Annotated in this window: 22 protein-coding genes and 1 riboswitch; of the genes, 3 read left to right on the forward strand and 19 right to left on the reverse strand. The window is 69.0% G+C overall.

The features are described from left to right. Positions 1-7: 7 nt before the first annotated feature. A riboswitch (SAM riboswitch) is annotated at positions 8-123 on the reverse strand. Positions 124-346: 223 nt separating this feature from the next. Beyond that, positions 347-985 (forward strand): VOC family protein, encoded by a 639-nt coding sequence (locus ACZ5Z0_RS04420; RefSeq protein ID WP_464110053.1) that lies wholly within the window; start codon positions 347-349, stop codon positions 983-985. Positions 986-1115: 130 nt separating this feature from the next. Here the strand turns inward: ACZ5Z0_RS04420 and ACZ5Z0_RS04425 are convergent, their stop codons facing one another. Both ACZ5Z0_RS04425 and ACZ5Z0_RS04430 read right to left on the reverse strand, forming a co-directional pair. Next, on the reverse strand, positions 1116-2129 hold the full coding sequence (locus tag ACZ5Z0_RS04425) for an isopenicillin N synthase family dioxygenase (protein WP_464110054.1): 1014 nt from the start codon (positions 2127-2129) through the stop codon (positions 1116-1118). Between the two features lie 151 nt (positions 2130-2280). Next, on the reverse strand, positions 2281-3072 hold the full coding sequence (locus ACZ5Z0_RS04430; RefSeq protein WP_464110055.1) for a CPBP family intramembrane glutamic endopeptidase: 792 nt from the start codon (positions 3070-3072) through the stop codon (positions 2281-2283). 80 nt (positions 3073-3152) lie between these two features. Here ACZ5Z0_RS04430 and ACZ5Z0_RS04435 point away from each other — a divergent pair, with 80 nt between their 5' ends. Beyond that, positions 3153-3809, forward strand: coding sequence for a histidine phosphatase family protein (locus tag ACZ5Z0_RS04435; RefSeq protein WP_464110710.1), 657 nt, complete (start codon positions 3153-3155; stop codon positions 3807-3809). 12 nt (positions 3810-3821) lie between these two features. On the opposite strand, the gene ACZ5Z0_RS04440 is transcribed toward ACZ5Z0_RS04435, so the two are convergent. Genes ACZ5Z0_RS04440 through tdh form a run of 5 tightly spaced genes read right to left on the reverse strand, consistent with a single transcriptional unit; the run spans position 3822 to position 9960 of the window. Then, entirely contained in the window at positions 3822-5210 is a 1389-nt protein-coding gene (locus tag ACZ5Z0_RS04440; protein ID WP_464110056.1) for a phenylacetate--CoA ligase family protein, read from the reverse strand. A gap of 44 nt (positions 5211-5254) precedes the next feature. Further along, positions 5255-6466: an imidazolonepropionase gene (hutI, locus tag ACZ5Z0_RS04445; protein ID WP_464110057.1), complete on the reverse strand. Its 1212-nt coding sequence runs from the start codon at positions 6464-6466 to the stop codon at positions 5255-5257. Between the two features lie 11 nt (positions 6467-6477). Then, a complete protein-coding gene (locus ACZ5Z0_RS04450; protein ID WP_464110058.1) occupies positions 6478-7590 on the reverse strand; it encodes an NAD(P)/FAD-dependent oxidoreductase in 1113 nt (370 codons plus the stop codon). Positions 7591-7639: 49 nt separating this feature from the next. Further along, complete coding sequence (locus tag ACZ5Z0_RS04455) at positions 7640-8854, reverse strand: glycine C-acetyltransferase (protein WP_464110059.1); 1215 nt, start codon at positions 8852-8854, stop codon at positions 7640-7642. Between the two features lie 59 nt (positions 8855-8913). Further along, positions 8914-9960, reverse strand: coding sequence for an L-threonine 3-dehydrogenase (tdh, locus tag ACZ5Z0_RS04460; RefSeq protein WP_464110060.1), 1047 nt, complete (start codon positions 9958-9960; stop codon positions 8914-8916). A 159-nt stretch (positions 9961-10119) separates the two neighbouring features. Here tdh and ACZ5Z0_RS04465 point away from each other — a divergent pair, with 159 nt between their 5' ends. After that, the gene (locus ACZ5Z0_RS04465; protein WP_464110061.1) at positions 10120-11133 is read left to right on the forward strand and encodes a LysR family transcriptional regulator; all 1014 of its coding nucleotides are present in this window, start codon (positions 10120-10122) and stop codon (positions 11131-11133) included. Here the strand turns inward: ACZ5Z0_RS04465 and gatB are convergent. The 12 genes from gatB to ACZ5Z0_RS04525 form a co-directional block, all read right to left on the reverse strand. Continuing rightward, on the reverse strand, positions 11093-12598 hold the full coding sequence (gene gatB / locus ACZ5Z0_RS04470) for an Asp-tRNA(Asn)/Glu-tRNA(Gln) amidotransferase subunit GatB (protein WP_464110062.1): 1506 nt from the start codon (positions 12596-12598) through the stop codon (positions 11093-11095). The genes ACZ5Z0_RS04465 and gatB overlap by 41 nt on opposite strands. Beyond that, positions 12598-14184, reverse strand: a complete 1587-nt coding sequence (gene gatA / locus ACZ5Z0_RS04475; protein WP_464110063.1) for an Asp-tRNA(Asn)/Glu-tRNA(Gln) amidotransferase subunit GatA — start codon at positions 14182-14184, stop codon at positions 12598-12600. The genes gatB and gatA overlap by 1 nt, the downstream gene beginning before the upstream one ends. A 5-nt stretch (positions 14185-14189) precedes the next feature. Further along, positions 14190-14486, reverse strand: coding sequence for an Asp-tRNA(Asn)/Glu-tRNA(Gln) amidotransferase subunit GatC (gene gatC / locus ACZ5Z0_RS04480; RefSeq protein WP_138769869.1), 297 nt, complete (start codon positions 14484-14486; stop codon positions 14190-14192). A gap of 104 nt (positions 14487-14590) precedes the next feature. Then, positions 14591-15094 (reverse strand): GNAT family N-acetyltransferase, encoded by a 504-nt coding sequence (locus ACZ5Z0_RS04485; protein ID WP_464110064.1) that lies wholly within the window; start codon positions 15092-15094, stop codon positions 14591-14593. Between the two features lie 63 nt (positions 15095-15157). Then, positions 15158-15988 carry an inositol monophosphatase family protein gene (locus ACZ5Z0_RS04490; protein WP_464110065.1) on the reverse strand — a complete coding sequence of 277 codons (831 nt, stop codon included), beginning with the start codon at positions 15986-15988 and terminating at the stop codon, positions 15158-15160. Further along, positions 15985-18252, reverse strand: coding sequence for an NAD-dependent DNA ligase LigA (gene ligA, locus ACZ5Z0_RS04495; RefSeq protein WP_464110066.1), 2268 nt, complete (start codon positions 18250-18252; stop codon positions 15985-15987). Before ligA ends, ACZ5Z0_RS04490 begins: the two co-directional genes overlap by 4 nt. 47 nt (positions 18253-18299) lie before the next feature. Beyond that, a complete protein-coding gene (locus tag ACZ5Z0_RS04500) occupies positions 18300-19253 on the reverse strand; it encodes a zinc-binding dehydrogenase (protein ID WP_464110067.1) in 954 nt (317 codons plus the stop codon). Positions 19254-19408: 155 nt separating this feature from the next. After that, complete coding sequence (locus tag ACZ5Z0_RS04505; protein ID WP_464110068.1) at positions 19409-20245, reverse strand: PP2C family protein-serine/threonine phosphatase; 837 nt, start codon at positions 20243-20245, stop codon at positions 19409-19411. 185 nt (positions 20246-20430) lie between these two features. After that, a complete protein-coding gene (locus ACZ5Z0_RS04510; protein WP_464110711.1) occupies positions 20431-21567 on the reverse strand; it encodes an adenylate/guanylate cyclase domain-containing protein in 1137 nt (378 codons plus the stop codon). A gap of 136 nt (positions 21568-21703) precedes the next feature. Further along, positions 21704-22300 carry a PH domain-containing protein gene (locus ACZ5Z0_RS04515; RefSeq protein ID WP_464110069.1) on the reverse strand — a complete coding sequence of 199 codons (597 nt, stop codon included), beginning with the start codon at positions 22298-22300 and terminating at the stop codon, positions 21704-21706. After that, complete coding sequence (locus tag ACZ5Z0_RS04520) at positions 22293-23210, reverse strand: biotin--[acetyl-CoA-carboxylase] ligase (protein ID WP_464110070.1); 918 nt, start codon at positions 23208-23210, stop codon at positions 22293-22295. The genes ACZ5Z0_RS04515 and ACZ5Z0_RS04520 overlap by 8 nt, the downstream gene beginning before the upstream one ends. A gap of 185 nt (positions 23211-23395) precedes the next feature. After that, positions 23396-24295: an SDR family oxidoreductase gene (locus tag ACZ5Z0_RS04525; RefSeq protein ID WP_464110071.1), complete on the reverse strand. Its 900-nt coding sequence runs from the start codon at positions 24293-24295 to the stop codon at positions 23396-23398. Between the last annotated feature and the right edge of the window lie 256 nt (positions 24296-24551).

Genomic DNA, 24551 nt, shown 5'->3' on the forward strand with positions numbered 1-24551 from the left:
GGCTCTGGCGCCGCGCTTGCCTTCCGGCGGTTGCCGGAGGGCCAGGTCTTCACCCGGGGCACCCCACCGCGCATGGAGGGTTGCCGGCCAGCAAGCCGGGGCTTGATGCTGGCGCTCATGACCTGGCTTCAGTCTAGGAACGCGGTCCGGCGGCTGGATAGCTTTGTGACGAATATGAATTTGTCCCGCCGGCCGGCCGCAGGGCGTCCGCGGCCGGCGGCAGGCCCCGGGAAACCGCCGCGGTTCCGGGCGGATTTGCCGCACGGCGGGCAGGCAAACTGGACATCCTATGATGGTTAGGAGAGCCTAAGCTGAGAGCTCCATCACAAAGTGCCAAGATGAGGGCATGCGCATGGATCACGTCTCTTACGCCTGTGAACAAGATGGCCTCGCGGCCACCACCGAACGTATTGCGTCTGCCCTCGGCGTCGAAGCCGTCAAGGGCGGAGTACACCCCCGATTCGGGACCCGCAACATGATTATCCCGCTTGCCGGGCACAAGTACCTGGAGGTTGTGGAGGTTTTGGACCACCCCGCCTCGGACAAGGCGCCTTTTGGCCAGGCCGTGCGTGCCCGCTCGGCTGCCGGCGGCGGCTGGATGGGCTGGTGCGTCGAGGTGGACGACTTGGCCCCCTTCGAGGAGCGCCTGGGCCGGTCCGCCGTCAATGGCAACCGCAAGTTCCCGGACGGCCGCGAACTGGTATGGAAGCAGATCGGCATCCTGGGCCTGATCGCGGACCCGCAGGTCCCCTACATGCTCAAGTGGGAGGGCGACCCGGCCCTGCACCCGTCCAACGCCTACGCGAGCAACGTCAAGATGTCCGCGCTCACCATCGCCGGCTCGGCCGAGCGCGTCACCGAGTGGCTGGGCGAACCGGTGGAGAAGCCGCTGGAGGATGTCGACGTGCACTGGCTGGCCCCGCACGGGACGCCGGGAATCATGTCCGTCACCTTCGAAACCGATTCCGGAGCCGTCACCATCTGACATTTCCGGTCCGTAAACTTCGGCCGCCAGCAGCGGGTGCCAATGATGCCACCCACCGCTGGCGGCCGAATTCCTTTAGGAGGCCCATGGCTAAGACGGCCTCCGGGCGCCCATACGGGGTGCCCCCCCCTCAGCCCCCGAGCAGGTCCGGGTGGTGGGCTTCGACGACGTTGGGGTGGGCGCGCAGCCGGTAGCGCAGGGCGTTGTCCCCGTAGGTCTCCAGGATCGGGCTGTTGCTCGGGTCGACCGACAGCCCGCGGGCCTTGGCCCGGAACTCCGGGCTCACGGCGAGCCGGGGCATGGTCGCATCCAGCGCCGGGTTGTAGAAGAACGGAAGGGAAATCCGGTCCGTGCCGCGCAGGGGTGAGATCACCCGGTGCAGGGTTGCCTTCAGGTAGCCGTCGGTGGCCAACTCAAGCATTTCGCCGATGTTGACCACGAAGGTCCCGGGTACCTGGGGCGCGTCGATCCAGTTCCCCTGGTACTCGACTTGGAGTCCGCCCTTGCCGGGCTCGACCAGGAGAAGGGTCAGGACGCCGCCGTCACGGTGGGATCCGACGCCCTGCTTGGGTTCCGGATCGGACTCCCCCGGATACCGCACGATCTTGAGCAGCGGGAAGGCCCGCGCGGCGAACGCGGCATCGAAGGTATCCTCGGGCGCCCCGAGGGACACGGCGAGGGCCCGCAGCAGGTCCAGGGAGATGGCGCTGAGCCGCTCGGTCCATTCGGAGACGATTCCGCGCATCTCGGGCAGCGCCTCCGGCCAGAGGTTGGGTCCCTCCAGCCGCCAGTAGTCGGCGACGCCGGGTCCGGGCTCCACGGCGGCGCGCTCGACGCCGATGTCGATCTGCTCACGCCAGTCCACCGCGCCGTCCGTAATTTCGCCGCCCACGCGGGTGTAGCCGCGGAACTGCGGGCTGCGGACGTTCTCGATCGCGAGCTTCTGGTCTTCGGGCAGTTCGAAGAAGCGGCGGGAGACGTCAAGCATGGCGTCGGTGAGCTCCGGCGGGATGCCGTGGCCGGCCAGGTAGATGAAGCCGACCTCCCGCATGGCGTCGCGCAACTCGTCCCGGAACCGGGAGGCCTCTTCAGGGCCTGCGTTCAGGCGGGAGAAATCCAACACGGGCAATGATTCGAGCGTCAACTTCGCATAGTCCTTTGCAGCGGGTTTGGCAAGCCGGGGCCTGTAATAGCTCCAATGTTACGGACCCGTCCGCCGTAGGGAGAGTCCCGTGTCGAAATAAGTCATTCGGCTTGCGGCGCCCCGGGCTGGCCCCGCGTTGCCTCGTGCGGCGCTAGCCCAGGCCGATCGCCTTGCCGAACAGGCTGAAGCCGACGAACGCAACGATGTCCAGCAGCGCATGTGCGATCACCAGGGGCATCACCCGGCGCGTCCTTGTATAGATGAGCGCGAAGATGACGCCCATGATGGCGTTGCCGATGAAGGGTCCGAAGCCCTGGTACAGGTGGTAGCTGCCGCGCAGCATGGAACTGGCGAAGATGGCCAGCGGCATGCCCCAGCCGAACTTGCCCAACCGGTCAAGCAGGTAGCCCACCACAATCACTTCCTCCACGATCCCGTGCCGGATCGCGGACAGGATGAGGACCGGCACCGTCCACCAGTAGGAGTCCAGCGCACTGGGGATGATCGCCGTCGTAATCCCCAGCGCCCGGCCGGCCGCGTAGAGGCCCAGCGACGGGATCCCGATCAGCGCGGCCAGGCCCAGGCCCTGGAGCAGGTCCTTGCCGGGCCGGGCGAAGTTGAACCCCAGTTTCCGGAACGCCGAGGTGCCGGTGCTGCCTCTGAAAGTGCCGCCGGCCGGGTCGGCGGGCCGGTGTTCGGTGAGGAAGTAGATCACCAGCACCACGGGGACCAGGGCGAAAATAATGTCCAGCAGCTGGTAGGTCAGGTCAAAGTACTCGCGGTTGCTCTGCGAGCGGTTCAGCGTCGAGGTCCCCTGCGCCAGCGGCGCCCTGGTCATCTTGTCCAGCAGCTGCACCACCGAGTACACCGCCGATTGTCCGAGGGACAGCCCCAGGACAATCCAGACTTCAAGCCGCAGCCGACGGCGGGAGGGAACCAACATGTTTCTATCTTGCCTGCCGTTCCCGGAAGTTGGCTGCACGTGCCTATGCTGGGGCTGTGAGCGCGCCCGGGAGAATCTTCATGGTCCGGCATGGCCAGTCCGCAGCCAATGCCGACACTTCCATCTACAACCGGGTGCCCGACTACCGCATCCCGTTGACCCCGCTCGGCGTTGAGCAGGCCACGGCCGCCGGCGAGCAGCTGCGGCGCCAGCTGGACGGCCAGCAGGTCTGCATCTACGTCTCGCCCTACCTGCGTGCCTACCAGACCCTCGAGGCGCTGAGGCTGGGCCCGCTCACCGAGCGCGTGATCGAGGAGCCGCGGCTGCGGGAACAGGACTGGGCGAACTTCCAGATCGCCGGCGACATCGAAGACCAGAAGGAGCTCCGCAACGCCTACGGGCACTTCTTCTACCGCTTCCGCGAGGGCGAGTCCGGTTCCGACGTCTACGACCGGATTTCCTCGTTCATGGAGACCTTGTACCGCCACTGGTCCAAACCGGACTACGCGCCGAACGCCCTGTTCGTGACCCACGGCATGACCATGCGGCTGTTCTGCATGCGCTGGTTCCACTGGTCGGTGGAGTACTTCGAGTCCCTGAACAACCCGGACAACGCCGAGATCCGCACCCTGCTGCGCTCTGCCGAGGGCAAGTACGAGCTGGACAAGCCGTTCAGCCAGTGGGAACAGCGCGAGGTGGACGAGACCGTGCTGGATGCGCCGCCGATGGTCTTCTAGGCCCAGGGCCGCCTAAGCGACGGGTGGCTCTTTCAGGGCGATCACCTGGTGGAACTTTCCGCTGGCGCCGCCCTGTTCCGGGGCTTCCTCCGCACGGACCAGCTCCACGTTCGCCAAGCCCTGGCCGGCCAGGAAGCCGGCCAGCTTCGCCGCCACGTCCTGCCACACCGCGTCCGCCGAGGCGCCGGGCTCCGGCTGGAGCCGGACCCGCAGTGTCGCTGGGCCGGTCTGGACCAGCTGGCAGCGGTGGACGCCCGGCGCGTCGTCGACGGGGGCGGTGATGGCCAGCGGCAGCACGCTCACCGTGGCTCCGCGGCCGTTGTCCAGGTGCAGGACGTCATCGTGCCGGCCGGCCACCCGGATGGCGGGCAGCGGGTTGCCGCATTCGCAGGGGCCGGGCTTGGCGACGACGGAGTCGCCGAGGTCGTAGCGGATCAGCGGCTGGACCCGGTTGGCGAGGTTGGTCAGCAGCACCGTGTGCGACGGTTGCCCGGCGGGTGTGGGACGGTAGTCCGCCTCGACCGGCTCGAGGATGACCCAGTCACTGTTGACGTGCAGCCAGCCGCGGGGGCAGTCCAGGGCGATCGGGGTGAACTCCGAGGCGGCGTAGACGTTGTGCACTGCGCCGCCCAGTGCCGCGGCCAGGCGCTCCCGGTCCCCGACGGATTCGCCGCTGGACTCCACGATCACCGGACGGATGTGCAGCCGGCCCGCGTCCTGTTCCCCGGCCAGCAGTTCGAGGGCGCTGGGGTAGCAGATCAGGAGGGCGGGGTCGAAGGCGTTGAGCGCCTCCACCAGCCGGTCGAGCGGTTGCTGCACGGAGAACAGTCGGTAGGCGCGACGGCGGCCCCGGCTGCGGCGCCGCTCGGACTCGAGCCAGACGACCCCGGCGAAGTGCCCGCCGGTGCCCACCACGACGGCGGCGCGGATTCCCCTCCGCAGCATCGCGAGCAGCCGGCGGCCATCGAGCACGGTCCCGACGATCCGTACGCCCTGGGCCCGGTAGCAGCTGACCGCGGCCTCGTCATGCACGAACAAACCGGGGTGGCCCGTGGTTCCGGAGCTGGTGCAGGCGAAATAGCGGCCGCGGTAGCGGGTGCCGACCAGGGAAGGGTCGGCGACGAAGGCCTCGAGGTCCGCCCGGGTGATGGCCGGATCGGTGACCCAGTCGTCAAAGTGCGCCATCAGCTGCGGCTTCGTGACCGGTGGCAGGTCCCGGAGTGGCACGTCCTGTGCCGGGAGCCCGCGGTAGAGCGCCCGGTAGAACGGCGAGCTGGCGCGGGCGTGGGCGACGAGGGCGGCCAGCCGGGCGTCCCGGCGCCGGGCCAGGGCCTGCGCCCCGCCGTGCTTGGCCCGCACCAGATCGATCATGATGGCGAGTTCCCTGGCTAAGCCGGCCATGGCGTTCCTCCCTGGTCTCCTGTGCGGGCGGCTCAGCGGGCGCGTCAGCGGGCGCGGACCCCGGCGCGCCAGACGGCGTGGGTAAGCGGCATCCCCGGCCGGTACGCGAGGTGAGTGGCGGACGGGGCGTTGAGCAGGTGCAGGTCCGCCCGGTGACCCACGGCGATCGAGCCCACCGCCCGCTCGCCGTTCACGTCGTTCCCGGTCTCCCGGCCCAGCGCCAGCGCACCGCCGTAGGTCGCCGCGCGGACCGCTTCGTGCACGCTGAGCCGCATCTGCAGTACGGCGGTGGTGACGCAGAATGCCATCGAGCTGGTGTAGGAGGTGCCCGGGTTGCAGTTGGAGGCCAGGGCCAGCTGGACGCCGGCGTCGAGCAGTTCACGGCCGGGTGCCAGTGGCTGCCGGGTGGACAGGTCGCAGGCCGGCAGGCAGGTTGCCACCGTGCCCCGTTCGCCCACGCCGGCCGCAGCCTCCCAGCCGGACCAGCTGTCGGCGAGGGCGTGGACGTCCGCGCGGGAGAGGTAGTTGACGTGGTCCACGCTCGCCGCACCGAACTCCACCGCCAGCCGCACGCCCGGCCCCTCGCCCAACTGGTTGCCGTGCACGCGCAGGCCCAGTCCCGCATCCCGGCAGGCCTGGAGTACGCGGCGGGACTGTTCCTCGTTAAAAGCGCCCCGTTCGCAAAAGACGTCGGCCCAGCGGACGTACGGCCGGACGGCGGAAAGCATCGGTCCGCAGACCAGGTCGGTATAGTCCTCTGCGTCCAGTCCAGCCGGGACCAGGTGCGCGCCGAGGTAGGTCACCTCGTCCGCGACGGTGGACGCGATCCGGGCGCTGCGGGCCTCGTTGTCCACGTCCAGGCCGTAGCCGGTCTTGGTCTCCAAATAGGTGGTGCCCTGCGCGACGGCCTCGGCGACACGGCCCAGCGCAAGCCTGGTCAGGTCGAAGTCGCCGGTGCTCCGGGTGGCGCCGGTGGTGACCGCGATACCGCCTGCACCGTAGGCCTCCCCCGCCATCCGGGCCTCGAACTCCGCGGTCCGGTCGCCGGCGAAGATCAGGTGCGTATGCGAATCCACCCAGCCGGGCAGGAGCGCGCGGCCGGCGGCGTCGACGGCGTCGTCGGCCGCCGGGGCATCGGCGGCGGCACCGATCCAGGCGATGCGTTCGCCCTCGATCACGATGGCCGCATCCTTGAGGACCCGGTGCTCCGTGTCCTGGGTCATCAGTTCGGCGATGTTGGTGATCAGGGTGCTCATGGGTCCATTCTTCAGCCCCGGATCGACATCCGCGTCGCGGCGAGTGCTGCGGCTGTCCGGGATGCCGGACTGTCGGCCGGGAACGGCGCGCCGGAGCCCTGCCCGGCGAGGATCAGTTCCGAGGCCAGCTCCGCGATGCCGGAGGAGGTCTGGAAGCCGTAGCCGCCCTGGCCGGCGAGCCAGAAGAAGCCGGCGGCCTCGGCGTCGAACCCCACCACGGGGATGCCGTCGGCGGCCTCGGTCCGCAGCCCGGTCCAGGCCCGGCTGACGCCGCCGATTCCCATCGTGGTGACGCTGTTGAGCCGGGTGATCAGGGCCTCGACGTCGCCGGGGTACGGCTGGGCGTCCTCGGGGCCGCTCGGCACGGTTTCGGACGGCGAAATAAGCACCTGCCGCCGCCCGTCCGGCCGGAAGTAGAAGCTGCTCGACGCCACCATCGGGCACCCCTGCGGGAGCGGGTGTTCGACGTCGACGATCGCTGCGGTGCGCCGGTAGGGCTGCAGTCCGAGCTTCTCGACGCCGCTGAGCACGGCGAACTCGTCGGCCCAGGCGCCGGCGGCATTGACCACGACGGCGGCCTCCAGGCCTTCCTGACCGGCGCCGAGCTCCCAGCCGGAGCCGAGGCGCTGCGCCGAGTGGACCCGGGCCCCGGTGATGATGTCCACGCCGCCTTCGACGGCCCGCTCCCGGTGGTCTTCCAGCAGCAGGGAGGCGTTGCAGGCAAAGGATCCGGAATCCAGGCCGGCCGCCGTGAAGGAGTCCGGCTTGAGCGCGGGACAGATCGCCAGGGCCTCGGCGTGGCTGATGAGGTGCATAAAGCCGCTGGCCTGCTGCCGGACGGTTTCCTCGTCCCCGATCAGCATGAAGCGGCGCGGCGAGAGCACCGGTTCGGGCCGGGTGCCCTCGTGCGTTCCGATGAGTTCCAGGGTGCGCATGGTCAGCTCCTGGACCACGGGCGGGCCGTAACTGGGGATCAGCTGCCGGGCCGAGCGCGAGGAGGTGTGGTAGCCCAGCGACTGCTCGGCTTCGACCAGGGCCACGCTGCATTTGCCGGCGAGGGCGGAGGCAAGGGACAGGCCGGCAATGCCGCCGCCCACGATCACAACATCGTATTTAGCTGACATGCCTCCATCCTTGCACCCGGCGGGAGGTCGCGTCAGTACTTTCCGGCCCCTATGCGGCGGCTGCCACCGTCTCGCGGCTGCGGACAAAGGCCTGGACGCAGCGCTCGACGTCGTCCGTGCTGTGCGCGGCGGAGAGCTGGACGCGGATGCGGGCTGCGCCCTTAGGCACCACGGGGTAGCTGAAGGCCGTGACGAAGACGCCGTTGGCGAGCATCGCGTCCGCGACCTTGGCAGCCATCACGGCGTCGCCGAACATGACCGGGACAATGGCGTGTTCACCCTCGAGCAGGTCGAAGCCTTCCTCGGCCATCCGGCGGCGGAAGAGTTCGGCGTTGGCGAAGAGCTTGCTGCGGAGTTCGCCCGAGTTCTCCACGAGGTCCAGGGCCTTGAGCGTGGCGGCGACAATGGCCGGTGCCAGAGAGTTGGAGAACAGGTAGGGGCGGGCCTTCTGCCGGAGCATGGCGATGACCTCGCGCCGGCCGGAGACATAGCCGCCGGAGGCGCCGCCAAGGGCCTTGCCGAAGGTGCCGGTGTAGATGTCCACCCGGTCCGAGACCCCGGCGTGCTCCGGGGTACCGGCTCCGGTGGAACCCATAAAACCGACCGCGTGCGAGTCATCCACCATGACCATGGCGTCGTACTTCTCCGCGAGGTCGCAGATCGCCTCGAGCGGGGCCAGGAAGCCATCCATCGAGAAGACACCGTCGGTGACGATGATCTTGCGGCGGGCCGGGTTTTCCTGGGTGGTGGCCTCGATCAGCCGGGCCTCGAGGTCGGCCATGTCCTGGTTGGCGTAGCGGAACCGCTGGGCCTTGCAGAGCCGGATGCCGTCGATGATCGAGGCGTGGTTCAGGGCGTCCGAGATGACGGCGTCCTCCGGACCGAAGAGTGACTCGAAGACGCCGCCGTTGGCGTCGAAGCAGCTGGAGAACAGGATGGTGTCCTCGGTGCCAAGGAACTTCGAGACGCGTTCCTCCAGGGCCAGGTGCAGGTCCTGGGTGCCGCAAATGAAGCGCACGCTGGCCATGCCGAAGCCGCGGGAGTCCATGGCATCCTTGGCGGCGGCGATGATGTCCGGGTGGTCGGCGAGGCCCAGGTAGTTGTTGGCGCAGAAGTTCAGCACGTCCGCGCTGCCCTGGCCGAGCTGGCCCGCCTTGATGTGACTGGCCTGCGGCGAGTCGATGTGCCGCTCGGTCTTGAACAGGCCGGCGGCGCGGATCTCGTCGAGTTCGTGCTGCAGCTGGTCCTTGATGGCTGAATACATGTGCGGTGCGCTCCTCAGCTGGGGTGAATTTTTGTACGGTACCGGAAAACGGGCGGGGCCTAGAAGCGGGTCCAGTCGAGCACGACCTTGCCGCCCACGCCGGCGCGGGCGATCTCGAAGCCCTTTTCCCAGTCCGAGGCGGGAAGAGTGTCCGTGACGACGGCGGAGATGTTGGCGTGCAGCACCGGGTTGGAGGACAGCATGGCGCTCATGGCGTACCAGGTCTCGAACATCTCGCGGCCGTAGATGCCCTTCATGGTCAGCATGTGCGTGACGACCTTGCCCCAGTCGATGTCGATGGACTGGCTGGGCAGTCCGAGCATCGCGATCCGGCCACCGTGGTTCATGTTGTCGATCATCTCAGGCAGGGCCGTGGGGTGGCCGGACATTTCCATGCCGATGTCGAAGCCTTCGCGCATGCCCAGTTCGCGCTGCGCGTCCTTGACGCGCATCTTGGAGACGTCGATCGCGAGGTCGACGCCGAGGCTGCGCGCCAGTTCCAGGCGCGGGGCGGAGACGTCCGTGATGGCGATTTTCCGGGCACCGGCGTGGCGGGCGACGGCGATGGCCATCAGGCCGATGGGTCCGGCGCCGGTGATCAGCACGTCCTCGCCGACCAGCGGGAAGCTCAGGGCGGTGTGGACGGCGTTGCCGAAGGGGTCGAAGATCGCGCCGAGCTCCGGGGTCACGGACGGGTCGTGGTGGACCCAGACGTTGGTTTCCGGGATGACGACGTACTCGGCAAACGCGCCGTCGCGCTGGACGCCGACGCTGACGGTGTTGATGCACATCTGCTTGCGGCCGGCCCGGCAGTTGCGACAGATTCCGCAGACGATGTGGCCTTCGCCGGAGACCCGGTCGCCGACCTTGACGTCCAGGACGTCCTCGCCGATCTCCACGACTTCACCGAAGAATTCGTGGCCCGCGATCAGCGGGGCGTTGATGATCCCTTGGGCCCAGGCGTCCCAGGACTGGATGTGCAGGTCCGTGCCGCAGATTCCGGTAGTGACGACGCGGATCTTGACGTCCCCGGCACCGGTCTCCGGCTCGGGGCGGTCGACGAGCTCGAATCCCGCGTGGGCGCCGGACTTGTAGAGAGCCTTCATGGGCCTGCCTAACTATGTGGGTTGCTACTGTGTGGGTCGCACCAGTGCGGGGCAATCGTGTGGGGCAACTCACCTCATTAGACCGGGCGGAAAGCATTAGCACAACCGAGTTTTTCTCAATCGACGATTTAGGAATGTCTTACCTCTAGGATGAGGGGCATGGAAATCCACCAGCTCGAAATGCTCCGAGAACTCGGGGCCCTGGGCAGCGTCAAGGCCGTCGCGGAGACGCTGCTTGTCACGCCGTCTGCGGTGTCGCAGCAACTGGCCGCCCTGCAGAGGTCCGTCGAGGTCCCGCTGACCCGGAAGGAGGGCCGCAACCTGGTCCTCACCGAGGCGGGGCAGGTGCTCGCGGATGCGGGGGCCGCCGTCGTGAGCGCCATGGCGGATGCGAGGACGGCGATCGGCGCGTACCACGGCTCGCCGGTGGCGCCTGTGACGCTGAGCGGGTTCCACAGCGCCGGCCAGGCGTTGTTCGCGCCGCTCGCCCGGCTGCTGGCGGAACCGGGGCAGCCGCGGATCCAGCTCTCCGACGAGGACGTGGCACAGCAGGATTTCCCGGCGCTGACCGCGCGGTATGACCTGGTCCTCGCGCACCGGATGGACCACAGCCCGCGGTGGCCGGTGGAACGGGTGGCCGTGGTCCCGCTGGCGCACGAACCGCTGGACGTGGCGCTGCCTGCCGGGCACCGGCTCGCCGGCCAGCGGGCGGTGACCGCGGACGACGTCGTCGGCGAACCCTGGGTGACCAGCCACACCGGCTACTCCCCCGCGGACGTGCTCTCCGCCGTCGCCGCCGTGGCCAGCCGCGAGCTGAACATCGTGCACCGGATCAACGACTACTCCACGGTGGCGGCCCTCGTCGCCACCGGCAGTGTGATCGGGCTGCTGCCCCGGCACACCGCGCGGCCCGTGCTGAACCCGTCGATTGTGCTGAAGCCGCTGGAGGGGATCAGTACCCGGCGCAGGATCGACATCCTGGCCCGGCCGGAGAACCTTAAACGCACATCGGTCATGATGGTCTGCGAAGCGTTGCATGACCGATTTGGTGGGTGGCGACCCCAAGTAGCTGGCAGATCAGGCCGTTTTGAGCGCTCAAAACGGCCTGATCTGCGAGTCAGTTGGGCAGGGGCTAGCCTTCGACGCCCAGACGCTCGAGGATCAGCTCCTTGACGCGGCCGGCGTCGGCCTGGCCGCGGGTGGCCTTCATTACGCCGCCGACGATGGCGCCGATCGCCTGCAGCTTGCCGGCACGGATCTTGTCCGCAACGCCGGGCTGGGCGGCGAGGACCGCGTCGATGGCCTCGAGCAAGGGTCCGTCGTCGGAGACCACGGCGAAGCCGCGCTTCGCGACGATTTCCGCCGGGGTGCCCTCGCCGGCGAGCACGCCGTCCAGGACCTCGGAGGCCATCTTGTTGTTGATCTTGCCGTCCTCGACCATCTGGTTCAGTTCCACGATGGTGGCCGGGGCGACGCCGAGCTGGCCGGGGTCGACGTCGGCGTTCTTGGCGCGTCCGACGATCTCGCCCATCCACCACTTGCGGGCCACCGTGGCGGTGGCGCCGGCGGCGATGGTTTCCTCGATCTCGTCCATCACGCCGGCGTTGACGACGTCGCGGAACTCAAGGTCCGAGTAGCCCCAGTCGGCCTGCAGGCGCTTGCGGCGGGCGGCCGGCGGCTCCGGCAGCGTGGCCCGGAGCTCTTCGACCCACTCGCGGGAGGCGACCACGGGGACCAGGTCCGGTTCCGGGAAGTAGCGGTAGTCGTCCGCGTCGGACTTCGGCCGGCCCGAGGTGGTGGAGCGGGTGTCCTCGTGCCAGTGCCGGGTCTCCTGGATGACCGGCTGGCCGGACTCCAGCACGGCGGCATGCCGCTGGATTTCGTAGCGGACGGCGTGTTCGACGGCGCGCAGTGAGTTGACGTTCTTAGTCTCGGAGCGGATGCCAAAGCGTTCGCGGCCGTGCGGGCGGAGCGAGACGTTGGCGTCGCAGCGGACGTTGCCGCGTTCCATCTTGGCGTCGGAGACGCCGAGGTTCTTGACGATCTCGCGGACCGCGGCCACGTAGGCCTTGGCCAGTTCCGGCGCGCGGCTGCCGGCGCCCTCGATTGGCTTGGTGACGATCTCGACCAGCGGCACCCCGGAGCGGTTGTAGTCCACGAGCGAGTAGTCCGCGCCCTGGATGCGGCCGGCGGCGCCGCCCATGTGGGTGAGCTTACCGGCGTCCTCCTCCATGTGGGCGCGTTCGATCTCGACGCGGAACACGGTGCCGTCGGAGAGCTCGATGTCCAGGTAGCCGTCGTACGCGATCGGCTCGTCGTACTGGGAGGTCTGGAAGTTCTTCGGGGTGTCCGGGTAGAAGTAGTTCTTCCGGGCGAAGCGGCAGGTCTCGGCGATCTTGCAGTTCAGCGCCAGGCCGATCTTGATCGAGGACTCAATCGCGGTCTTGTTCACCACGGGCAGCACGCCGGGCATACCGAGGTCCACCTCGTTGACGTTGGTGTTCGGCTCGTCGCCGAAGACGTTCGGCGCGGAGGAGAACATCTTGGTCTTGGTGTTGAGCTCCACGTGGACCTCGAAGCCCAGGACGGGATCGTACTTCTCCATCGCCTCTTCGAAGCTGAGGGTTGCGTCAGTCATTAGTGTGAACCTCCGTGGCTCGAAGCGGCAGCGTCAACCGCCGGTGCGGAATCGGTCAAAGAAGGAGCCGTCAATGAAGGAGCCTTGTCCAGCAGCGGTCCGCCCCACTGCGCCTCGAGCAGCGATTCGAGCACGGCGCCGACCCGGTAGAGCCGGGCGTCCTGGCGGGCCGGGGCCAGCAGCTGGACGCCCACCGGCAGGCCGTCCTCGTCGGCGAGGCCGCCGGGCAGGGACAGCCCCGGGACCCCTGCCATGTTGGCCGGGATGGTGGCGACGTCGTTGAGGTACATCGCCAGCGGGTCGTTCAGCTTCTCGCCGAGCTTGAACGCCGTGGTCGGGGCCGTCGGGGAGATCAGCACGTCGGCCTGGGCGAACGCGGCGTCGAAGTCGCGCTGGATCAGGGTGCGCACCTTCTGGGCCGAGCCGTAGTAGGCGTCGTAGTAGCCGGCGCTCAGGGCGTAGGTGCCCAGGATGATGCGGCGCTTGACCTCGTCGCCGAAGCCCGCGGCGCGGGTGGCGCCCATCACGCGTTCGATCGTCAGCGGGCCCTCTTCGGGCAGCACCCGCAGGCCGAACCGGACGCCGTCGAACTTGGCCAGGTTGGAGGAGGCCTCCGAGGGCATGATCAGGTAGTACGCGCCGAGGGCGTACTTGAAGTTGGGGCAGGAGACCTCGACGATCTCGGCGCCGGCGCCCTTGAGCAGTTCCAGGGCCTCGTTGAAGCGGTTTTCGACGCCGGCCTGGTAGCCCTCGCCGTGGAGTTCCTTGATGATGCCGATCTTCATGCCCTCGACGTTGCCGGTGCGGGCCGCGGCCACGAGGTCCTCGAGCGGGTCCGGTAGCGAGGTGGAGTCGCGCGGGTCGTGGCCGCCGATCACCTGGTGCAGCAGGGCCGAGTCCAGCACGGTGCGGGAGACCGGGCCGATCTGGTCCAGCGAGGAGGCCATGGCGATGGCGCCGTAGCGGGAGACGCCGCCGTAGGTTGGCTTGACGCCGACCGTGCCGGTGACGGCGCCGGGCTGGCGGATGGAACCGCCGGTGTCCGTGCCGAGGGCCAGCGGGGCTTCGAAGGCCGCGACGGCGGCAGCCGAGCCGCCGCCCGAGCCGCCGGGGATGCGGTCCAGGTCCCACGGGTTGTGGGTGGGCCCGAACGCGGAGTGCTCAGTGGAAGAGCCCATGGCGAATTCGTCCAGGTTGGTCTTGCCCAGGATCGGCATCTTGGCGGCGCGGAGGCGCTCCACCACGGTGGCGTCGTAGGGGCTGTGCCAGCCTTCGAGGATTTTGGAGCCGGCCGTGGTCGGCTGGCCGATCGTGACGATGAGGTCCTTGACGGCGATCGGGACGCCGGCGAGCACATGGAGTTCCCTGGCGGCGGCGCCTCCCGCTGCGCGGATGGCGTCCACCTCCGCGGCGACGGCGAGGGCTTCCTCGGCGTTGACGTGCAGGAAGGCGTTGACCTTGCCGTCGACTGCGGCAATCCGGTCCAGGTACGCCTGGGTGACCTCGACGGCGGTGACCTCGCGGGCGGCGAGCTTCTCGGCGAGCGCGGCGGCGGAGAGGCGGATCAGTTCTGTGTTCTCAGTCATGGGTCTTAGTCCTCATCCAGGATTGCCGGGACCTTGAAGCGGCCCTCATACGCGTCGGGGGCTCCGGAGAGTGCCTGCTCGGCCGTGAAGGTGTGGCCCACCACGTCCTCGCGGAACACGTTCGTCAGCGGGATCGGGTGCGACGTGGCCGGGACGTCATCACCGGCGGCTTCACTAACGGACTTAACCGACTCCACGATGACGGCGAGTTCGCCGGCCATCCTGTCCAGCTCTTCAGCACTCATCTCGATGTGCGCGAGACGCGCGAGATGCGCGACGTCGTCGCGGTTGATCGCAGCCATGGATCTCCCCTGCAAGGTTCGGATTATTTTCCGTCCCAGTCTACGTGGGTTGAACGGTTGTCACCGTCCGGCGCCGAGAGGGACAACGACAAACAACGCGGGTACTAGAGGTCCAGTCGGTAGACCAGGAGTTTGATGTCGGTGTCCGGCACGAACCAGTCGCGTTCGGGAACGCGCTGGAAGCCGGTCTTCCGGTACAGTCCGTGGGCGCTTTCCCAGGTCATCCCGGTGGTCAGGGCCACGCCCGTGATGCCGGGCAGCGACCTGGCGTGTTCGATGATGGCCTGCACCATGGCCTTGCCGGCGCCGCTGCGCTGGACCGCCGGGTGCACCACGAGCATCCGGAATTCCAGCTCGTCGGGCCGGGCGATGTCCGCGTAGGGCTCCCCCGCGACGGCGAGGGTCACGGAACCAACAACCTGGCCGGCACGTTCGGCCACCCAGATGGTCGCGTTCTCGTGCCGCCGGGCGACCTGCTGGATTTGCTGCATATAGGGGTGGTCCGGGTCCTCGAAGTGGCCCGCGGCCAGGTAGGCGTCCCGGGTGATGCGGGCGACGGCGTCGTAGTCGGCCGGGACGGCGGGACGAATGAGGATCTGCGAATGCACCTGTCTATGGTACGGGCGCCGGCGGCGGCCCTCCGCCACAGGGGGGTTTCCGTGATCGAACTATCAGAGCGGGAACTTGCCGGAGAGCTCCAGGGGTCCCGCGCAGGTCCAGGCCGCGAGCCGCTCCTCGTCGGAGGGGCCGCCGTCGAGCACGCTGGTGAGCCTGGGACGCCGCACCCAGCAGCCGGCCTCCTCCGCGATCAGGGCACCGGCGGCGAAGTCGTGTTCGTTGAGGCCGCGTTCGCCGTAGGCGTCGTGGGTGCCGTCGGCCACGAGGCAGAGGTCCAGCGCCGCCGATCCGAGCCGGCGGACGTCCGCGAACCCGTCCATCAGTCCGGCCAGCCCGGACGCCTGCTCAGCGCGGACGGACGGGTCGTAGCTGAAGCCCGTCGCCAGGATCTGCCCGGTCCGGCCGGGCACCGGGCCGTTGAGCGGCGTGCGCCGCCCGTTGTCCTCAACCCAGGCGCCGTGGCCGCGCGAGGCGTAGTAGACCCGTCCCAGCGCCGGGGCATGGACGACGCCGGCCAGCCACGCGCCGTCCGGGCCGGCCACCGCCACCGAGGTGCCGTAGTAGACGATGTTGCGGATGAAGTTGGTCGTCCCGTCGAGCGGGTCAACCGACCAGCGGAAGCCGCTGACGGTCTCGGGCAGCGCGGTGCCGCCCTCCTCCCCGGTGATCGTGTCCTCGGGCCGGGCGCGGGTGATGACCTCGCGGACGGCGGCCTCCGCCGCAAGATCGAAGGCCGTCACCCAGTCCCCCGAATCGCCCTTGTTGCTGACGTCCAGGGCGCCGGCGCTGCGGCCGGCCAACACCGCGGCACCGGCGGCGGCGGCCTCCCGGGCCAGCTCAAGGAATGCGGATGCCTCCGGGAATTCGGCTGGTCCGGAGGTCACTCGGCCGCCTCCTGGTGGTCCTCGCCGTCCTCGGCGTCGGCGGCGACGGCGCCGTCGAGGCCGGCCGGCCCGTGCGCGAGTAGCGCGCGGAAGCCGTCCTCATCCAGCACGGGCAGGCCCAACTGCTCGGCTTTGTCCAGCTTGGTGCCCGCGTTTTCGCCGGCCACGACGTAACTCGTGTTCTTGGAAACGGAGCCGGCCGCCTTGCCGCCGCGGACCAGGATCGCTTCCTTGGCTTCGTCCCGGCTGAAACCTTCAAGGCTGCCGGTAACCACCACGGTCAGGCCCTCGAGGGTCCGCGGGGTGGACTCATCGCGCTCGTCCTCCATCCGGACGCCGTCGGCCGCCCAGCTGTCCACGATGTCGCGGTGCCAGTCCTCGGCGAACCATTCCTTGAGCGCCACGGCAATCACCGGGCCCACACCGTCGACGCCGGCGAGCTCCTCCTCCGAGGCCTGCCGGATGGCGTCCATGGTCCCGAAAGCGGTGGCCAGGGCGCGTGACGCCCGTGGCCCCACGTGCCGGATGGACAGCGCGACGAGGACGCGCCAGAGCGGCTGGGTCTTGGCCTTTTCAAGCTCACTGAAGAGCTTCTCCGTGGTGGCGGTCGGCTTGGACGGGCTCTTGGCGGTGCCCTTGGTGTAGAAGTACGGCACGAGTTCGAACTCGCCGGTCGCCACGCCCTTGGACCGCTTTTCGCGGCGGATCCGGACGCCGGCGAGGTCCTCCGGCTTGAGCCTGAACAACGTCGCCTCGGTGGTGAGCGGCGCGACGGCGGGCTCGGCCGGCTGGGTCAGGGCGATGGCTGCTTCCCAGCCGAGCGCCTCGATGTCGAAGGCGCCGCGGCCGGCGAGGTGGAAGACGCGTTCGCGCAGCTGCGCCGGGCAGGACCGGGCATTGGGGCAGCGGATGTCGACGTCGCCCTCCTTGGCCGGCGCCAGCGGGGTGCCGCAGGCGGGGCATTCGGTGGGCATCACGAAGTCGCGCACCGGCGGATCCTGGGCGTCCCGGAGGGCCAGCACGGGTCCGACGATTTCCGGGATGACGTCCCCGGCCTTGCGGAGCACTACGATGTCGCCGATCTTGACGCCCTTGGCCTTGACGACCTCCTGGTTGTGCAGGGTGGCCATCTCTACCGTGGATCCGGCCACCTTGACCGGCACCATCACGCCGTACGGGGTGACGCGGCCGGTGCGGCCGACGTTGACGGCGATGTCCAGCAGCTTGGTGTTGACCTCTTCCGGCGGGTACTTGTAGGCCACGGCCCAGCGCGGCACGCGGGAGGTGTAGCCGAGGGCCCGCTGGGTGGCGAAGTCGTCCACCTTGACCACGATGCCGTCGATCTCGTGGCTCAGGCTGTGCCGCTTGTCGCCGTAGCGCCGGATGAAGTCCAGCACCTCTTTCAGGCCGGGGAGTACCTCGAAGTAGGGGCTCGTGGGCAGGCCCCAGTCGGCGAGCTGGCGGTAGGTGTCCGACTGGCTGCCGGTCTCGAGGCCTTCGCGGGCGCCGATGCCGTGCACGTACATCTTCAGCGGCCGCTTGGCGGTCTCCGCCGGGTCCTTTTGGCGCAGCGAGCCCGCGGCGGCGTTGCGCGGGTTGGCCAGCGGCGCCTTGCCGGCCGCGATCAGCGCCTCATTGAACTCCGCGAACGCCTTGGACGGGATAAAGACCTCGCCGCGGATTTCCATTTCGGCCGGGAAGTTGCCGCCTTTGAGCTGCTGCGGTATTTCCTTGATGGTCAGGACGTTGTGGGTGATGTCCTCCCCGGTGAAGCCGTCTCCGCGGGTGGCCGCCCGGACCAGGACGCCGTCGCGGTAAAGCAGGTTGACGGCCAGTCCGTCGATCTTGAGTTCTGTGAGCCACGACGGCGGGGTGCCGCCGTTGCCGAGCTTGGCGATGCCGGCCTCGGCTTTGAGGATCCAGGCCTCCAGTTCCTCGAGCGAGAACACGTCCTCCAGGCTGTACATCCGGGTCAGGTGCTCGACGGCGGCGAAGGCAGCCGACACTTCACCGCCGACCTCCTGGGTGGGGGAATCGTTGGCCACCAGTTCGGGGTGCATGGCCTCGATGGTCTCCAGCCGCCGGAAGAGCTCGTCGAACTCGGCGTCGGAGATGATCGGGGCGTCCTCCTGGTAGTACGCGAAGCGGTGCTTGCGGACTTGCTCGACCAGTTCCTCGTACTCTTCGCGCACGGCCTCGGACGGGACCAGTTCCCCGTCAGGGCTGTGGGTGTCGGTTTCTGTTGCAGTCTTCCCTGTACTCACAGACCTATCCTGCCCTAGATCACCGGCGTTGTCCGGTCATCGGCGGCCTACTCGTAGATGGCGATGAAGCGTCCCACCACGCCGCCGGCGCGCAGCTTGTCGATCGCGCCGGGGATGTCCGCGTGCCTGATGAGGTTCATCGGCGGGTTCAGCTGGCCGGACTTCATCAGGTCGTAGATGCCTGCGAGGTCTTCCTTGGTGCCGGACTTTGAGCCCTTGATCGAGAGCTGCTTGATGATGAGGGGGTAGGTGTTGATGGTTGCCTCGAGCCGGCCCATGCCGACCTGCACCAGGGTGCCGAATTCGGCGAGCGTCTCGACGGCTGCGGCCGTCGTGCTCCCGAAGCCTGCGTAGTCCACGATCAGGTCGAGGTTCTTGTCCTTAAACGCCTCGATCGAGTCCGCGACGCCGGCCAGTCCGATCTCGTCGGCGAGTTTCTGCGTTTCGGGATTGACCTCGGCGCCGTAGACCTCCGCGCCGGACAACACGGCCACGCGCGCGCCGATGTACCCGAGTCCGCCGAGCCCGATCACGCCCACCTTCATCCCCGCTGTGGCCCCGCCGACCGCCATGATGGCGTGGTAGGCCGTCAGGCCGGCATCGGTCGCCATCGCGCCGAGGTCGAACGGCACCTCGTCCGGAAGCCTGACGAGGTTGTCAGAGGTTGCCAGCAGCCTCGGTCCGAAGCCGCCGTCCCATTTGCCATAGCCGATGGCATCGCCGTCGGCCATCACTGGGGCGAGCCCCACCCGGTCGCCGACCGCCCACTGCTCCATCCCTTCGCCGACCTCGGTAATGACCCCGGCGTTCTCGTGCCCCATGGTGCGCGGGAGGTGCGGGAAGAGCGGCATCCAGCCTGCGTCGTCGAGCGCGGTGACGTCCGAGTGGCAGACGCCCGCGGCCTTGACGTCGACGACGACCTGTCCCGGCCCCGCGTGCGGTTCCGGGACCTCGTTGAGCTCCAGCGGATTGTTGGTGCCGGTGAACTGCCATGCCTTCATGCGGCGTCTCCTTCGGTGGTTGCGCGGTCGAATGCTCGCGCCGGCACCGGCAGGGATCTGTGCCGGACGTGATACCCGCACTCTACGCCGGGGCCCGCTGAACCGCTCCCCTTAAACCACAGGTTCCCGGCGTATAGCTGACGACGGCGCGGCGGTCAGCGGGCGCCGTGGGGCTCCTCGCCCGGGGCTCCCCCGGCGACGTTGCTCGCGTCCACCACGATGCAGGTCACGTTGTCGCGACCGCCGCTGCGCAGGGCTGCCTGGATCAGCTGGTCCACGGCGGCCTGCGGGTCCGGCTCGGAGACCAGGATCCGGGCGATGTGCTCGTCGTCGAGCTCGCCGTTGAGCCCGTCCGAGCAGACCAGGATGCGGTCGCCTTCCTCGACCGGCACCAGCCAGTAGTCGGCTTCCGTCTCGTCGCCGGTGCCAAGCGCGCGGGTCACGACGTTGCGGCGCGGATAGACTGCAGCCTCGGCCGGGGTGATCTCGCCGGCGTCCACCAGTTCCTGCACCTCGGAGTGGTCCACGCTGATCTGGCTGAGCCTGCCCCGGCTGAGCCGGTAGGTGCGTGAGTCGCCGATGTTCAGCACCAGCCAGTACGGGATGCCGGCCTGTTCCACCACGACGACGCCGGAAAGAGTCGTTCCAGCGCGGGAGCCGGTCGCCTCGCGGATGTCCGCGTCGGCTTGCTGCAGGGCCTGCTGGACGATCGCCGCGGTGGCGTCCCGTTCCCCCGTGGCGAGCTGGGGAACTTCGGCGAGGGTGCGCACGCAAATGCCGCTGGCGATCTCGCCGGCCTCGTGGCCGCCCATGCCGTCGGCGACGGCGAAGACCGGGTCTACGGCGATGAAGGAATCCTCGTTCATCTCACGGCGCAGGCCGCGATCCGTGCCGTAGCCGGAGTTGAGCCGGAGGCTGGGGGCACCGTTAGGCGCAGTTCCGGATGGAGCTGCAGCACCGGCTGGAGGAACGGAAGACGGTTGGGATGTCATGCCTGTCCTAGGTCGAAGGAACGGCCACCGAAGTGCACGGTGAACCCGGGGGTGCGTGGGTGGGTTCCCCGTGCGCCGGTGCGGCGCGGAGGGCCTCCACGCGGAACGCGCTACCGGGATAGTACCGGGTTCTGAGCTTCCACGGCGGGTTGCGCGCCGCAGGGTCACCACGGTGTGGAACCGCCCTAGTCCAGGACCAGGCCCTTTCCGCTGCCGCGCTGCAGCTCCACGGGGTGGATCTCGCCGAATCCGCGCACGTTCTCGGCGTCCCGTGGAAGCAGCACAAAGCGTTCGTCGTGTTCCAGCGCGGCGGCCGTCATGGAGTCCACCAGCACCGTGCCGGGGTCGGCCAGCGCCGTGAGCCTGGCGGCCAGGTTCACGGTGGGACCGTAGATATCGCCCAGCCGGGAGAGGATGCGGCCCCAGACCATCGCGACGCGGGCCTGCGGCAGGATCTCGTCCTCGTTGAACGCCTGGGCGAGGGCCAGCGAGATCTCGGCCCCGGCCGCGGGGGTCTCGGCAATGTAGAGCACTTCGTCGCCCACCGTCTTCACCAGGCGCCCACCGCCGACGGAGATGATTTCGGCGCACTTGTTTTCGAAGCGCTGCACCAGCTGGGCGAGTGTCTTTTCGTTCATCCGGCGGGAAAGGCTGGTGTAGGAGACCAGGTCCGCGAAGCCCACGGCGCGGGCGAGCGGCAGCGGCGCGTCGTCCTCGTCCCCTTCGCGGCCCTCCTCGCTGGAGGCGAGGCCCGCCTCGGCACGGACGGCGAGCCGCTGCACGCCGGCGTTGAGCTGGCGGCGCCAGGAGTAGACCAGCATTTCCTCGAGCGCGTCCACGAGGGACGGCAGCTCGGCGACCAGCCGCTTGCGGGCCACGGCGTCGGTGACCCCCTGCTGGTGGACCATGTCCTCGACGAGGGCCTCGATCTGCCAGACCACCATGCGGTCCGTCATCTGGCCGATGGCGCGGGTGACCGAGATGGCCGCTTCCTCGGTGAGCTTGCCGGCGCGGACCAGGTCCACCACCGTGCTCAGGGCTGCCTGGTCCCTTTCGGTGAACGCCACGTCCTCGTCGCCCAGGTTGGGGAAGCCCAGGGCGCGCCAGAGTTTCCGGGCGGACAGCAGCGAGAGTCCGGCTCCGGCGGCCACCTCGCGGCGGCGCAGCTTGCGTTCGCCGCCCAGCAGCCGTTGTTCCAGGGCCTTGGTGGCGAGGCGTTCGGCGGACATGGTGCCGGTGGCGGGCGCCGCCGGTGCGGCGCCGTCGGGGGCGGATTCGGCGTCGTCGGCGTCGTCGGCGGACAGGGCGGCGTCCACGGACAGGGAGGAGTCGTCTGCTGCGGCTGCCTCGGCGGCTGCAGAGTCCAGCACGGCAACTTCCAGGGCGGAGACGTCGACGACAGCTTCGGGGACGTCCGAAGGCTCGGGGGCCAGGAGTCCGGTGTCGGGGTGCGCGTTCTCAGCGTTCATCTCTTCCACCTTCCCTTATGTCCAGTGGCCAATCGCCGGTGTCGTGCGTCGTGTCGTCGGCCTCAATCAGTTCACCCTCCGGAATGTCGTCAATCGCGTCGAGGATGAAGTTCCGGAACGTCATGACCTCGGGGACATCCGGAATCACCGTGCGTGCGGGGTACCCGGTTTCCAAGGATATATTCCCCGAGCGCAATGACCGCTGGAGCAGGGTCTGTTCAACGAACACATTACGGACTGCGGCCAGCGGAACCTGCTGGTCGCGCCGTCGCAACATGCCGTAACGGGCAATCAGGCGGCGGCTGGTCAGGGTGTAGCGGCTGGCGTTCCAGGTCACCACCTTGGGCAGGCAGTAGGCAACCAGGACCCATGCTCCCAGTGCGAGGCTGGCGCCGAGCAGCCATGGCGTCCAGGCCGGGGTGACGAGCGGAACCAGCTTGGCCGGCCCGCCCTTCACGATCCAGGCGCAGGCGAAGGCGGTGAGGGCGCAGACCAGAATGAACAGCAGGGCCGGACCAATCAGCATCCGGGGCTGGGGGCGGGTAACGACAATCACTTGCTCGCCCGGGAGGAGCTCCTTACGCATAGCCGCTTTCGCCGCCGGCCTCGCCGGGAGGGGTCCAGGGGCGCAGGTGCACGACGTCGCCGGCGGTCACCAGGTGCTCGTGTCCGCCGGCGTCGACCACCAGCAGGGAACCGTAGTCGTCCAGCCGGGAGGCGTGGCCGATGATCTCGTGGTCACCGGGGAGCTGGGCCCGGACCTGCTTGCCGAGCGTGGTCAGCACGTGCTCCACCCGCTTGTGCAGCGAAGGTCCGCCCGCCATTCCCGCGGCGGGGTCGCCGTCGGCGTTGCAGAAGCTGCGGTAGAGCGTGGCGAAACGGGAGAGGTAGCTCTTGAGCAGCGCGGTCCGGTCCACCGTGGCGGGCTGTTCCAGCAGCACCGACGTGGCGGTGGGGACGGGCAGCTCGGACGCGGTGAGGGTGACGTTCAGGCCGGTGCCCAGCACGACGGGGGGCACGGCGCCGTCGCCCAGGGGGCCCAGCTGCGCGAGGATGCCGGCGATCTTCTTGCCGCGGACCAGGACGTCGTTGGGCCACTTGAGCTCTGCCGGGATCCCTGCCGTCTCCAGCAGGGCCTCCCGCAGTGCCAGGGCGGCCAGCAACGAGAGCCAGGAGTAGCTCTGGGTGGGCAGCGGCCGGCCCTCGGCGTTGACCGGCCTGAGCACGATCGAGACGGACACGGAACTGCGGGCGGGTGCTTCCCAGTGCCGGTCGAGGCGGCCGCGGGCGGCGCTCTGGTACTCGGCGGCGAGCACGGAGAGGTCCGGCCACGCCCGGGGATCGACGGTCACGCCGCGCAGCAGATCCGCGTTGGTGGAGCCGGTGGACTCCACCACGCTCAGCTGCGGAATGCCGTTGGCCGAGAGGAACGCGGCGTCGCCGAGGGCGCCCCGGTCCAGGGGTGGACGATCCGGTGTCTCCTGAGCGGCTTCCATGCTTGAATCCTACCGAGTTACCGCTCCGCCGGCGCCGGGCCAGTCACCGCGGAACGTCCCCACGTTTGGACGCCGCCGCCGGCGGGTTGGGCCGAAACGCCGCGGATTTCCGGCGTCGAACCCGCAAAGGTGGGGAGTTTCGGCGGCCGCGGTCCGTTCCCGGGCCGTGGGAAACCGCCGGAAACTCAGAGGAAAATGTCAGGGACCAGCCGGTCTTCGGGCGCACCCAGGCTGTACGGCGCGAAGTCGGTCACGCCTGCCGCGGCCAGGACCTGTTCGTCGGTGTAGAAGTTGCCGCTCCAGCTGCCGGATTCGGGGACCGCGTTGCTGGCGGTCAGCACCGCGTGCGCCGCGTCGGCCATGATCTGCGGGCCGCGCGCACCGCGGACGATCTGCTCGCCGCCGGGCATGTTGCGGATGGCTGCCGTGTCGATCAGCGTGCAGGGCCACAGCGAGTTCACGCTGATGCCGTCCACCTTGAGCTCCTCGGCCAGGCCCAGGGTGGTCAGGCTCATGCCGTACTTCGCCATGGTGTAGGCCAGGTGCATCCCGGCCCACTTGGGATCCAGGTTCAGCGGCGGTGAAAGCGTCAGGATCTGCCCGGCGTCGGAGTCGCGCAGCGCGGGCAGGGCGAGCTTGCTGAGCAGGAAGGTGCCGCGGACGTTGATGTCCTGCATCAGGTCGTAGCGCTTCATGTCCAGGGCGTCGGTCTTGGACAGGTCGATCGCCGAGGCGTTGTTGATCACGATGTCGATCCCGCCGAAGCGTTCGACCGCGGCGGCGACCGCGCCGGCGACGTCGGCGTCCTTGCGCACATCGCCGACAAGCGGCAGCGCCTGGCCCCCGGCCGCCTCAATCTGCTCCGCGGCGGAGTACACGGTGCCCTCGAGCTTGGCGTGGGGCTGGCCCGTCTTGGCCAGCAGCACGATGTTGGCGCCGTCCCGGGCGGCCCGGATTGCGATCGCCAGGCCGATCCCGCGGCTGCCGCCGGACATCACTATGGTGCGGCCCTGGAGGGAACCCGAGGCCTGGTAGGGGCTGTGCTGGTGCGGGGACGTGCCGGAAGCGCCGTTGCTTGAAGTCATAGGGACACTTTAGCCGATGTTACTGGCCAGTAACATCCACATTTGCGGGCCGGTCGTGACGCTCCCGCCCGGTTACTGCCGCCGTGGCTCCCGAAATGCGGCCGGCACCCGCGGAATTCCGGGGCCCCGCCCCGCTGCAGCCCCGAGCAACCGGGCTGGAACGCAGCCGCCGGCGGCGAGGGGTCTAAGTGAGGGGTCGCGGCGAAAATTGTAGGTTTTCTACAGCGGCGTGTGCGAATACCGTCACTAGACTTGC

It is taken from the genome of Arthrobacter sp. T2-23, from assembly GCF_055398325.1.